Consider the following 12,800-nt stretch of genomic DNA (forward strand, 5'->3'; position numbering starts at 1 on the left):
AGCCGAAAATCAAAGCGGCACATGCCGGCTCAGCAGCGCACGCAGTGCAGCGGGCTTCACCGGCTTGGGCAGGTATTCCAGGCCAGCCGCATGCACTTCGGCGATCATTTCCGGCCGCCCGTCAGCGCTGATTACCACCCCCGGTACCGGCTCACCCAGCTGTGCCCGCAGCCAGCCCATCAGTTCGGTGCCGACCTCGCCGTCATCCAGGTGATAGTCAACCAGCACCAGTTGCGGGCGTACGCCTTCATTGAGCAATGCCGCGCATTCGTCGCGGTTGCGCGCAGTCCATACGCGGCAGCCCCAGCGTGTCAGCAGGCTCTGCATACCTATCAGAATGCTGTCTTCATTATCGATACACAGCACCTGGGCGCCCGTCACGGGCTGGCCGTTCTGTTCGGCAACCACCGGCTGCGGTGCGGCCTGGCTCTTGGCCATGGGCACGCTGACGCTGAACACGCTGCCATACCCTTGCCAGGAACGCACTTGCAAGGTGTGCCCGAGTACGTGGCACAGGCCGTCAGCAATCGCCAGGCCCAGGCCCAGGCCTTTTTCGGCCCGGGTCTGGTGGCTGTCGAGACGTTTGAACTCTTCAAATATGACCTGCAGTTTGTCTTCAGGTATGCCCGGCCCGCGATCCCATACTTCAAGGCACAACTCGCCGCCGCGTCGACGCACGCCCAGTAATACCGGGCCTTTGGCATAGCGAAAGGCGTTGGTCAGGAAGTTCTGCAAGATGCGGCGCAGCAGTTTGATATCGCTGTTGACCCGCACACGGCTGCCGCGAACCCGGAAGTTCAGACCCTGTTCCTGCGCCTGGGCGCTGAACTCATTGCCCAGCGTTTCGAACAGGTCATTAATGGCGAAAGGTTTGATGTCCGGAGTGATTTTGCCGTTTTCCAGGCGTGAAATATCCAGCAAGTCACTGATCAGGTCTTCGGCCGAGCGCAAGGAGCTGTCCAGATGCTGCACCAGTTTCTGCGCTTCGGCGTTCAGGCCTTCTTCCTGATGGGAGAGGGCGGCCGAGAACAGGCGTGCCGCGTTCATGGGCTGCATCAAGTCATGGCTGACGGCGGCCAGGAAGCGGGTTTTTGACTGGCTGGCCGTTTCGGCCACGCCTTTGGCCTCGGTCAGTGCCTGGTTGAGCTGCGACAGTTCAAATGTACGTTCGGCGACTCTTTGCTCCAGGCCCTCGTTGGCCTCGGTGAGGGCCTGTTCGGCCTCACGGAACGCGGTAATGTCGGTGAAACTCATCACGAAACCGCCGCCCGGCATGGGGTTGCCGATCAGTTCGATCACCCGGCCATTGGGGAACAAACGCTCGGACGTGTGTGCCCGGCCCTGGCGCATCCAGTGCAGGCGACGGGCCACATGCACTTCCGCTTCCCCGGGGCCGCACAGGCCGCGCTCTGCATTGTGGCGAATGATGTCTGCAATCGGGCGGCCGACACTGATCAGCCCGTCGGGGTAATTGAACAGCTCAAGATAGCGGCGATTCCAGGCCACCAATTTGAGTGATTGATCGACTACGCTGATGCCTTGGGTGATGTTCTCGATTGCGCCCTGAAGCAATGCGCGGTTGAACTGCAACACTTCAGACGCTTCGTCGGCAATGCGTACGACGTCTTCGAGTTGCATTTCCCGGCCTTCAATGGCCGCTTTTACCACTGCTCGTGTAGAAGACGCGCCAAGCACCCCGGCCAGTAGCCGCTCGGTATGGGCGATCCACTCGCCGTTGGCATTCTGGCTGGGGTTAAAGCCTTTGCCCTGGCGGTAAGCGAAGCGAATAAAGCTCTGGTGGGCGCGCTCTTCACCGACAAAGCGTGCCGCGAGGGCCAGCAGATCGTTGATCTGTACCGAGAGCATTGAGCGGCCGCTGGGGTGGCTGCTCAGCTCCTGGCCGATAAAACGTCCGGCTTGCCAGTGTTCTGATACGCGGGTGCGCGACAGTACCGAGACCCAGGCAAACAGGGTGAAGTTGCCGGCAAGCGACAGCACCACGCCCTGGGTCAGGGGGGTGATCGACAGGCCCAGCGGGTTGCTGTGTAGCCACGCCAGCCCCGGGAAGTGGCTCAGGTGCCAGCCAAAGCTGTGGGCGATGATCGGCAGTACCAGGGTGTAAAACCAGATAAAGGTACCCGTAGCCAGCCCGGCGAAAACGCCACGGCGGTTGGCTTGCTTCCAGTACAGGGCACCGAGCATGGCGGGTGCCAGTTGCGTGACGGCCGCGAAGGCAATCTGGCCAATGGTGGCAAGGCTGGCGGTGGAGCCCAGCAGGCGGTAACTGACATAGGCCAGCAGCAGGATCACCACAATCGACACGCGCCGCACCGAGAGCATCCAGTGGCGGAACACTTCGAACGGGCGCTCGGCGTTTTTGTGCCGCAGCAGCCACGGCAACAGCATGTCGTTGGAGACCATGGTCGACAGCGCAACGCTGGCAACGATCACCATGCCGGTGGCCGCCGATGCGCCGCCAATGAAGGCCAGCAAGGCCAGCGCCGGGTGGGCTTGCGCCAGGGGCAGGCTGATCACGAACGAGTCGGGCAATACCGAGCTGGGCAGCAGCATTTGCCCTGCCAGTGCAATCGGCACCACGAACAGCCCCGCCAGAATCAGGTAGGCCGGGAACACCCATTTGGCCAATTGCAGGTCCTGGGGGTCGATGTTTTCAACCACGGTGACGTGGAACTGCCGTGGCAGGCAGATGATCGCCATCATCGCCACGCCTGTCTGGACCACCATCGAAGGCCAGTTGATGGTTTCTTTCCAGTACTCCTCAAGCCGCGGCGCGAGCATGGCCTGATTGAACAGGTCGTCGAAACCGTCATACAGGCCGTAGGTCACAAAGGCGCCGACGGCGAGAAAGGCGAACAGCTTGACCAGTGACTCAAAGGCAATCGCCAGCACCATGCCCCGGTGGTGCTCGGTGGCGTCGAGGTTGCGGGTACCGAACAAGATGGTGAACAGCGCCAGCACCAGCGTCACAATCAGTGCCGTGTCTTCGACCCGGGTGCCGGTGGCATCGGCCCCGGCCCCGATCAGCAGGTTGACCCCCAGCACGATGCCTTTGAGCTGCAGGGCGATATAAGGCAGCACGCCCACCAGGCAGATCAGCGCCACCACAATCGCCAGCGACTGGGATTTGCCGTAGCGGGCGGCGATAAAGTCGGCAATCGAGGTGATGTTCTCCTGCTTGCTGATCATCACCATCTTTTGCAGCACCCAGGGCGCGCACACCAGCAGCAGCACGGGCCCCAGGTAGATCGGCAAGAATGCCCACAGTTGCTCGGCAGCCTGACCAACGGCGCCGAAGAACGTCCAGCTGGTGCAATACACCGCCAGCGACAGGCTGTAGACCCAAGCGCGAACCCGCGGCGGCAGCGGTTTGCTGCGCCGGTCACCATAAAAGGCAATGGCGAACATAATGGCCATATAGGCCAGGGCGACGGCGGCGATAAGCCCGCTGGACAGCGACATGGACACTCCTGAACGTGTAAGACCCGAGCAATCCGGCTGCGGGAAGCTAGTCTCGCATGATGTTCGGGGCGCGTCAGTGTCGACCATGGTCTGAGCGTGGTTTGGTGTCGCAGGGGTTGAGTGGGGCCGGAAAAGCTATATATCGGTGTAATAGATAACAGTTAGAGAAATTACCCGTTATATAGATATTCGATTTGGTTCTACTCTAACGCCACCTCATATGAGGATCAGGAGGAACCCATGACTTGCCCAAACAAAGCCAAAGCCGGTTTTCGGCCATTTAGCCACTTGCAGCACCCGCGCGAAGTGATCCGCCAGTTCACGCCGAACTGGTTTGCCGCCACCATGGGCACGGGGGTTTTGGCGTTGGCGTTGGCTCAGTTGCCGGTGCATATCCCTGGCATACACGCCTTTGCCGAAGGTTTGTGGCTGTTCAATATTGGTTTGTTCATTCTATTCAGCGTGCTTTATGGCGCGCGCTGGGTGCTGTACTTCGATGAAGCGCGGCGTATTTTCGGGCATTCCACCGTGTCGATGTTTTTCGGCACCATTCCCATGGGGCTGGCGACCATCATCAACGGCTTCCTGGTGTTCGGTGTGCCGCGTTGGGGCAACGAAATGGTGCAGGTGGCCGAGGTGCTGTGGTGGATCGATGTGGCCATGGCGCTGGGCTGCGGCGTGCTGATTCCCTACCTGATGTTTACCCGTCAGGACCACAGCATCGATCAGATGACCGCAGTCTGGCTGTTGCCGGTGGTGGCGGCAGAAGTTGCGGCGGCCAGTGGCGGGCTGTTGGCGCCCTATCTGAGCGATACGGTCGCGCAGTTCCATGTGTTGATTACCAGCTATGTGCTGTGGGCGTTTTCGGTGCCGGTGGCGTTCAGCATTTTGACCATTTTGATCCTGCGCATGGCGCTGCATAAATTGCCCCATGAGAGCATGGCTGCCTCTAGCTGGCTGGCTTTGGGGCCAATCGGTACTGGCGCCCTGGGCTTGCTGTTGCTGGGGGCTGATGCCCCGGCGATTTTTGCTGCCAATGGTCTGGCGCGGATCGGTGAGATTGCCGAAGGTCTGGGGCTGATCTCCGGGGTTATTTTGTGGGGGGTTGGCTTGTGGTGGATTGTGATGGCGTCGCTGATCACGATTCGCTACTTCCGTGCCGGCATCCCGTTCAACCTGGGCTGGTGGGGCTTTACCTTCCCGCTGGGCGTGTACTCATTGGCCACCCTGCGCCTGGGCAGCATGTTGCACCTGAGCTTTTTTGATGTGGCCGGTTGTGTGCTGGTGGTGGCGCTGGCGCTGATGTGGCTGCTGGTTGGCACGCGCACCGTGCAAGGGGCTTATCGCGGCGAGCTGTTCGTGTCGCCGTGTATCGCGGGCTTGAAGAAGTAAGACGTGCGCTCGGGTTCTGTACGAAAACGCCTGACAGTGCGTGTTCGCCGACAGAACCCGAGCAAGGTTGTGCCCTGAGTGTTACAACGGCCCTCCAATGAGAAAGCCATCGGCGCAACGTGAGTACATGGATGATGAGTCACTCCTCGCAGTTCAACTTGTTAAGCAAACGTCGCTTCTTGCCCTTCTTCGTGACCCAGTCCCTGGGTGCGCTCAATGACAACCTGTTCAAGCAGTCGCTGATCCTGGCCATCCTTTATAAGTTGAACATCGAGGGTGATCGCGGGATCTGGGTCAATCTGTGTGCGCTGCTCTTTATAGTGCCGTTCTTCTTGTTTTCGGCGCTGGCGGGTCAGTTCGGTGAAAAGTACCCCAAGGATCGCTTGATTCGCCTGATCAAGCTGGGCGAAATCGCGATCATGATTGTCGCGGCCATAGGTTTTGCCTTTGATCATCTGGCGTTGATGCTGGTCGCGCTGTTTGCCATGGGCACTCACTCAGCCCTGTTCGGGCCGGTGAAGTATTCGATCCTGCCGCAAACCCTGCATGAGGATGAGCTGGTCGGGGGCAATGGCCTGGTGGAAATGGGCACTTTTCTGTCGATCCTGGCGGGCACCATTGGTGCGGGGATCATGCTCTCGTCCGGCAATTACACGGTGATCGTCTCGGTGGTGATTATCTCGGTGGCGGTGCTGGGGTATCTGGCCAGCCGCGCCATTCCTGCTGCGCCGGCCGACACGCCGGGCCTGCGCCTGAACTGGAATATTTTCAGCGAGTCTTTGGCCACCCTGCGCATGGGGCTTAATCAGACGCCTGCGGTGTCGCGTTCGGTAGTGGGCAACTCGTGGTTCTGGTTTGTCGGTGCGATTTACCTGACGCAGATTCCGGCGTATGCCAAAGAGTGGCTCTATGGCGACGAGACCGTAGTTACGTTGATCCTCACCGTGTTTTCGGTGGGTATCGCGTTGGGGTCGATGCTGTGCGAGAAGCTCTCGGGGCGTAAGGTCGAGATTGGCCTGGTGCCCTTTGGCTCATTTGGCCTGACGGTCTTTGGCCTGCTGCTGTGGTGGCATTCGGGGCATATGCCGCAGAACATCCAGGCTAACGACTGGCTGGGCGTACTGGGGTTCAGTCAGGCATGGTGGGTACTGTTCGATATTCTCGGGTTGGGCGTGTTTGGCGGCTTCTATATTGTGCCGCTGTACGCATTGATCCAGTCGCGCACTGCGGAGCATGAGCGGTCGCGGGTGATTGCGGCCAACAACATCCTCAATGCGCTGTTTATGGTGGTCTCTGCGCTGCTCACCATCCTGTTGTTGAGCGTGGCCAAACTGACGATTCCTGAGTTGTTTCTCGTGGTGTCGTTGATGAACATCGCGGTGAATACCTACATCTTCAGAATCGTGCCCGAGTTCAGCATGCGCTTCATGATCTGGCTGCTCAGCCACTCCATGTACCGCGTGCAGCATAAAAACCTGGAGCTGATCCCGGATGAGGGTGCAGCCTTGCTGGTGTGTAACCACGTGTCGTTTGTGGATGCGCTGCTCATAGGCGGTGCGGTCCGTCGCCCGATTCGCTTTGTGATGTATTACAAAATCTACAATCTGCCAGTGCTCAACTTTATCTTCCGTACAGCGGGCACCATTCCGATTGCCGGGCGTAGCGAAGATGAGGTGATTTACGAGAAGGCTTTCAACAAGATTGCCAAGTATCTGAGCGAGGGCGAACTGGTGTGCATCTTCCCGGAAGGCAAGCTGACCACCGATGGCCAGATCGATGAGTTCAAGGCGGGTGTGACGCGGATTCTGGAGCGTACGCCGGTACCGGTGATTCCGATGGCGTTGCAAGGGTTGTGGGGCAGCTTCTTTAGTCGCGATCCGAACAAGGGTTTTTTGCGTCGATTGTGGTCGCGGGTAACCCTGGTTGCAGGCGTGCCGATAGCGGCTGATGAGGCTACGCAGAAGGTGTTGCGTGAGCGGGTGATGGAGTTGCGCGGGTCCGTGCAGTAAATCAAAGGCAGTGTGGGAGCGAGCCTGCTCGCTCCCACAATTTTATGCATTACGCGCTGATCTTGAGGCCAACCAGGCCGGCAATGATCAGTGCAACGCTGGCCAACCGGAACAGTGCCATGGACTCACCAAACAGGATGATCCCGGCGATGACCGTGCCGACCGCGCCGACGCCTGTCCAGATGGCGTAGGCGGTACCCAGTGGCAGCGACTTCATGGCCAGGCCAAGCAGGCCAAGGCTGATGATCATCGCGCCGACGGTCAGGATTGTCGGCATCGGGCGGGTGAAACCGTCGGTGTATTTCAGGCCGACGGCCCAGCCAACTTCAAACAGACCTGCGAAAAACAGAATAATCCAAGGCATGGTTATCTCCATCAATTGATGGGGTCGTCCCCAGAATAATCACTCGATGAGTCGCGAAGTCGTCTTCGCAGTGCGCAGTATATTGCACATGATTTGTCTGACAGGCAACCCCGAATTTTCACTCAGTCGCAGGTTTAGCTGCTGCCAGGCGGTCTTCCTTCTCGCTCATGCGACGGAAATACGTCGACAGCAGTGCGCCCGAAATGTTGTGCCAGACGCTAAACAGTGCGCTGGGTACGGCGGCCAGCGGTGAAAAGTGCCCACTGGCCAGAGCGGCGCCCAGCCCGGAGTTCTGCATGCCGACTTCCAGTGCCAGAGATTTACGCTGGGCCAGCGGCAGCTTGAACAGGCGGCCGGTAAAGTAGCCGAGCAAGTAACCGAAGCTGTTGTGCAGCATGACGACAGCCATGATCAGCAGGCCGGACTTGGCGATCTGCGCCTGGCTGGCGGCCACAACGGCGGCAACGATGATCACGATGCTGACGACCGAGACCAGCGGCAACACGTCGACGGCAAAACGCACGCGTGCGCCCAGCAGGCGCTGGGCCAGTACGCCGAGCACAATCGGCAGCAGAACCACCTGCAGGATCGACCAGAACAGTTCCATGAATGAAACCGGCAGCCAGGCGGACGCCAGCAGCCAGATCAGGGCCGGGGTCAGCAAGGGGGCGAGGAGGGTGGTCACGGCGGCGATTGCAACGGACAGCGCCAGATCGCCCCGAGCCAGCCAGGTCATGACATTGGATGAGGTGCCGCTTGGGCAGCAACCCACGAGAATCACGCCGACGGCGATTTCAGGTGGCAGGTGGAACACCTGGCAGAGCAACCACGCCACGCCGGGCATGATCACGAAATGAGCAACCACGCCCAGTGCCACGCGCCACGGATGGCGGGCAACTTCGGCGAAGTCATCGAGTTTTAGGGTCAGGCCCATGCCGAACATCACCAGACCCAGCAGCGGCACGATGTAGCCTTTAAGGCCGACAAACCAGCCGGGTTCCAGAAATGCCAGCACGGCGAAGATCAGTACCCAGTAAGCAAAGGTATTACCGACAAAGCGGCTTAAGGCAGCAAGTGCGCGCATGGTGGTCCTTTATTGTGATTATGGAGTATTGCCAACCGCCCCCTCCGAGGGAGCGAGCCTGCTCGCGAAAGGATCGGCGCGGTGTGTGTATGACCGCAGTGAGACCTTCGCGAGCAGGCTCGCTCCCGCAAGAAGAAGATTGCAGCGGTGTTTAGATCCCCTGCGGGATCTCTTCGCCGCCCAGTGCTTCAAACAGCTGCGGCAAGAACTCGCCGAAGGTCAGCATCATCAGAGTGAAGCTGGCGTCCTGCTGGCCCAGATCGTCGTCACCGCCGTTCTGTTCTGCTTCGTCTTGCAGCAAGTCTTCAAATTTCAGGCGTTTGACCACCAGTTTGTCGTCCAGCACGAACGACAGTTTGTCCTGCCAGGCCAGTGACAGTTGAGTAACCACTTTGCCGGTGCTCAAGTGCAGCTGGATTTCGTCGCTGGTCAGGTCCTGGCGTTTGCAGCGGATAATCCCGCCGTCTTCGTGGGTGTCGCGCAGCTCGCATTCGTCGAGGACGAAGAAGTTGTCGGCGGCTTTCTGGGTTTTGACCCACTCGGTCATGACCGCGCTTGGTGCAACTTTGACCGCCAGCGGGCGAACCGGCAGCGAGCCGATGACTTCGCGCAGGGTGGACAGCAGGTCTTCGGCGCGTTTCGGGCTGGAAGCGTTGACCAGGATCAGGCCCTGTTTAGGCGCGATGGCGGCAAAGGTCGCCGAGCGGCGAATAAAGGCGCGTGGCAGGAAGGCCTGGATGATTTCATCCTTGAGCTGGTCGCGCTCCTTCTTATAGACCTTGCGCATCTGTTCGGCTTCGATCTCTTCGACCTTGTCCTTTAATGCATCGCGCACAACGCTGCCTGGCAGGATGCGTTCTTCTTTACGGGCGGCGATCAGCAGGAAGTCCTGGCTGACGTGAACCAGCGGCGCGTCTTCGCCTTTGCCGAACGGGGCAACGAAACCGTAGGTGGCTAATTCCTGGCTTGAACATGAGCGGGCCGGTTTGGTGGCCAGTGCAGTTTCCAGCACCTGCGCATCAAAAGGCAGATCTTGGGTCAGGCGATAGATAAGCAGGTTTTTGAACCACATGGGGTGAATCACTCCTATATACAAAGAAGGCATTATTCGCTTCATGGCGGCTTAGGCCAACCCTGAGCTAAGCCTTTGTCATGCCTAGGAAAATTATTTTAAAAAGTGCTTGCCAGACTATAGGTCGCTACGTAGAATGCGCGCCACACCGAGAGTGAAAGGGTGATTAGCTCAGCTGGGAGAGCATCTGCCTTACAAGCAGAGGGTCGGCGGTTCGATCCCGTCATCACCCACCATTCGCTCACAGTGTTACGCGCAGCGGTAGTTCAGTCGGTTAGAATACCGGCCTGTCACGCCGGGGGTCGCGGGTTCGAGTCCCGTCCGCTGCGCCATTTTTTGTACCACAAGCCCATTGAACGCTTGTGGTTGGGGTAAAACAGCGTAGTGCTGGTTTTTCCCGAAAGGCTTCGGTTTGGCAGTTCGCTGCGAAATCAAAGAAGCAGGGCGTTGGAAACGGTTGTTTTTACGGGTTTTGAAAAAAACTTAAATAAAAACAACCACTTACACGAAAAGTGTGAGAGAATGCGCCCCGCAACGAGAGTGAAGTAAAGGGTGATTAGCTCAGCTGGGAGAGCATCTGCCTTACAAGCAGAGGGTCGGCGGTTCGATCCCGTCATCACCCACCACTTACTTTCAATGTTACGCGCAGCGGTAGTTCAGTCGGTTAGAATACCGGCCTGTCACGCCGGGGGTCGCGGGTTCGAGTCCCGTCCGCTGCGCCATATTTTGAACACAAGCCCCTTGAACGCTTGTGATCAGCAAGAAGCCTGCCTAGTGCAGGCTTTTTTGTGCGCGTGTGTTTTGTGGTTTATCAAAACTTGTAGCCGCTGCGGCAGGCTGCGATGGGTTACGTAGCGACCCGCTTCTGTTATTCAACAAAAAGCGAAGGTCCTGCGGCCCTTATCGCAGCCTGCGGCAGCGGCTACAGAGGTTCTCTTAGAAATCCCAGCGCGTTGTCACCATTACGTTGCGCGGATCACCGTAGTACGACGAGTTGTAGAAACCGATGTTGGTGTAATACGACTTGTCGAACGCGTTGTTGAGGTTGACGGTGGTCGAGAGGTTTTTCGAAATCTGGTACCGCGCCATCAGATCAACCAGCCAGTACGGGTCTTGTGAGAACTTTTCTTCGACGCCGCCTTTATTCCAGTTGGTCAGCATCTGCCAGCCGGTACCCTGCCATCGAACGCCGCCGCCCAAGGTCAGTTTGTCGAGTTCGCCAGTCAACTTGTAGCTGGTGTACAGATTGATCTGGTCTTCAGGTTCCCAGGTCGAGACCTTTTTACCGGTCTGGTCGCGGATTACCTTGTGCGTATAGCCCGCTTGCAGCTGCCAGCCAGGCAGCAATTCGCCCGAAATCTCTGCTTCGTAACCCTTGGTCTTGGCCTTGATGCCTTTGTAGGCATAGTCAATGTCCGGGTTGGTCGGGTTGCCGTTGTAGGCAGTATCCGCTTCAGGGCGGTTGTCCTGATGCACTTCGAAGTACGCCAGGCTTGAATTCAGGCGCCCGTCAAAGAATTCGCCTTTGAGGCCCACCTCATAGTTGGTGCCTTCATCGGGTTCAAGCATCTTGTTGTCGCGATCGCGGTAGTACGACTGCGGCAGGAAAATCTCCGTATAGCTGGTGTAGGCAGAAATATTGTCGTTGAGGTCATAGATCACGGCGGCGTAAGGCAAGACCTTGCCCGTGTCTTTGGCGTGGCTGGTGCCGGTGAGGGTGTAATCGGCCACCCGGGTGCCCAGCATTAGTGTCAGATCATCGGTCAGGCTGAAGCGCCCTGTCATGTAAGCACCGGTCTGGCGCGTGGTTTCATCGTTGTATGACGTGACGTTGCCCCAGTCCGGTTCAAGGCTGTCGCCGTCCCAGTTGTAGTAGTCGTAGGCGTTATTGACCATTTTGGCATTGGTGTAGTCCTTGCCGGTCCAGTGTGACTTGGACACAGAGCCGCCGATGACCAGTTCATGTTCGCGCCCCAGCAGGCTGAACGGGCCGGTGGCAAACAGGTCGCCGCTGTCGCTGACGTATTCGCCGGTGTACTTGCGTGCGAGCATTTTCGCCAGACCGGTGGTGGCGTTCGGGTCGAGCAGGGCGCCCAGCGGTGCGTTGTAGCCGTTGATCTGGTGGTTGTACTGGCCTTTAACGACCCAGCCATTGTCAAAGTTGTGTTCCAGGGTCGAGAACAGTGTTCGGGTGTATTGCTCCCAGCTGCTCCACTTGGCGCCATTGTTGAATGAGCGCGGGGTGCTGATCCGGTCGCCTGCGGAGTTGAACAGCGAGGCGCTGCCCGACCAGCTGGAACCTTTGGGGTTGTTGTCCTGATAGTCGGCACCGAGGGTCAGCAGGGTGTCGGGGCTCAGGTCCACCTCAAGAATGCCGTAGTAGACCTCACTGTCACGCTTGTAGTGGTCCATGAACGAGTGCTTGTCCTGATAGGCCGCCACGGCCCGGCCACGCACATTGCCGCTCTCGGTTAATGGTCCGCTGACATCAATCTCGGAGCGGTAGTTGTCCCATGAACCTGCGCCCACATCGATATGGGCCTTGAATTCGTGAGTGGGTTTTTTGCGCACCATATTGATGGTGCCGCCCGGGCCGCCTGCGCCTGTGAGCAACCCTGTTGCGCCCTTGAGGATCTCGACCCGGTCGTAAATGGCCGTGTCGGTGAGGGTATGCCCGGCTGAGTATTGCGGGTCCTGCAGGATCGGGATGCCATCGTACTGAAAGTTCTTGATCGCAAACCCACGGGAGTAGTAGCTGGTGCGATCGCTGTCATAAGTGGCTACGGTGATGCCGGGGGTGTGGCGCATCACGTCATCGATCGAGTTGAGGCCAAAGTCGTCCATGGCCTGGCGTGTCACCACGGAAATGGACTGCGGTGTTTCGCGCGGTGTCAGCACCATGCGGGTAGCGGTTGCGATGGAGCCAGGGGTGTATGAGCCCGTGCCTTCGGTGATGGTTCCCAACTGGTTGGCGCTGACCTGTGTGGCCCCCAGTTCCATGGCGCCGCCTGCGGCAGGCAGTACATCGAGCATGTAGCCGTTGGCGCTTTTGACCGCGGTAAAACCGCTGCCGCGCAAGAGCATCTCGAAGCCCTCATGTTCACTGTAGGCGCCGTGCAGCCCGGGGGTGGTCAGCCCGTCAAGATTGTTTGACTGGAACATGATCGCCACGCCGGCTTGTTGCGCAAAGCGATTCAATGCGCTGCTCAATGGGCCTGGGGGAATGTCATAGGATTGCACGGCTGCCGATTGCGCATGAGCGATCGAGGTGCAGAGCACGCCGGTCGCCGAGGCCGCAATCAGGTGAATCGCCAGGGCCAGAGGCGTGCAAGTGCGCGGGCCAAAGCGCCGGCGCAGGTTGGAGGAGGTCGACATGAAGAGCGCAGTCCTTTATGAGTC

At 58.8% G+C, this 12,800-nt stretch carries 7 protein-coding genes and 4 tRNA genes; 6 read left to right on the forward strand and 5 right to left on the reverse strand.

Annotated features, from left to right (window positions below; all coding sequences use genetic code 11):
• Positions 1 to 9 precede the first annotated feature (9 nt).
• Positions 10 to 3,480, reverse strand: coding sequence for a hybrid sensor histidine kinase/response regulator (locus BLW11_RS10025; protein ID WP_048358858.1), 3,471 nt, complete (start codon positions 3,478 to 3,480; stop codon positions 10 to 12).
• Between the two features lie 240 nt (positions 3,481 to 3,720).
• Between BLW11_RS10025 and BLW11_RS10030 the strand changes: the two genes are divergently transcribed.
• Together BLW11_RS10030 and BLW11_RS10035 are read left to right on the forward strand one after the other, a co-directional pair.
• A complete protein-coding gene (locus BLW11_RS10030; protein ID WP_048358857.1) occupies positions 3,721 to 4,872 on the forward strand; it encodes a TDT family transporter in 1,152 nt (383 codons plus the stop codon).
• A gap of 134 nt (positions 4,873 to 5,006) precedes the next feature.
• Entirely contained in the window at positions 5,007 to 6,881 is a 1,875-nt protein-coding gene (locus BLW11_RS10035) for an MFS transporter (RefSeq protein ID WP_048359516.1), read from the forward strand.
• Positions 6,882 to 6,930: 49 nt separating this feature from the next.
• Here BLW11_RS10035 and sugE read toward each other — a convergent pair whose 3' ends face one another.
• The 3 genes from sugE to rdgC all read right to left on the reverse strand — a co-directional run bounded on the left by sugE (position 6,931) and on the right by rdgC (position 9,401).
• On the reverse strand, positions 6,931 to 7,245 hold the full coding sequence (gene sugE, locus BLW11_RS10040; RefSeq protein ID WP_048358856.1) for a quaternary ammonium compound efflux SMR transporter SugE: 315 nt from the start codon (positions 7,243 to 7,245) through the stop codon (positions 6,931 to 6,933).
• 118 nt (positions 7,246 to 7,363) lie between these two features.
• Positions 7,364 to 8,329, reverse strand: a complete 966-nt coding sequence (locus tag BLW11_RS10045; protein WP_048358855.1) for a bile acid:sodium symporter family protein — start codon at positions 8,327 to 8,329, stop codon at positions 7,364 to 7,366.
• A gap of 151 nt (positions 8,330 to 8,480) precedes the next feature.
• A complete protein-coding gene (gene rdgC / locus BLW11_RS10050; RefSeq protein ID WP_048358854.1) occupies positions 8,481 to 9,401 on the reverse strand; it encodes a recombination-associated protein RdgC in 921 nt (306 codons plus the stop codon).
• Between the two features lie 160 nt (positions 9,402 to 9,561).
• Between rdgC and BLW11_RS10055 the strand changes: the two genes are divergently transcribed.
• From BLW11_RS10055 to BLW11_RS10070, 4 genes are all read left to right on the forward strand, one after another.
• Positions 9,562 to 9,637 (forward strand) — tRNA-Val (locus BLW11_RS10055).
• 19 nt (positions 9,638 to 9,656) lie between these two features.
• A tRNA-Asp gene (locus tag BLW11_RS10060) sits at positions 9,657 to 9,733 on the forward strand.
• Positions 9,734 to 9,951: 218 nt separating this feature from the next.
• Positions 9,952 to 10,027 (forward strand) — tRNA-Val (locus BLW11_RS10065).
• Positions 10,028 to 10,046: 19 nt separating this feature from the next.
• A tRNA-Asp gene (locus BLW11_RS10070) sits at positions 10,047 to 10,123 on the forward strand.
• Between the two features lie 214 nt (positions 10,124 to 10,337).
• Here the strand turns inward: BLW11_RS10070 and BLW11_RS10075 are convergent.
• Positions 10,338 to 12,776 (reverse strand): TonB-dependent siderophore receptor, encoded by a 2,439-nt coding sequence (locus tag BLW11_RS10075; RefSeq protein ID WP_048358853.1) that lies wholly within the window; start codon positions 12,774 to 12,776, stop codon positions 10,338 to 10,340.
• Between the last annotated feature and the right edge of the window lie 24 nt (positions 12,777 to 12,800).

The organism is Pseudomonas deceptionensis (assembly GCF_900106095.1).
GTDB classification, from domain to species: Bacteria; Pseudomonadota; Gammaproteobacteria; order Pseudomonadales; family Pseudomonadaceae; genus Aquipseudomonas; species Aquipseudomonas deceptionensis.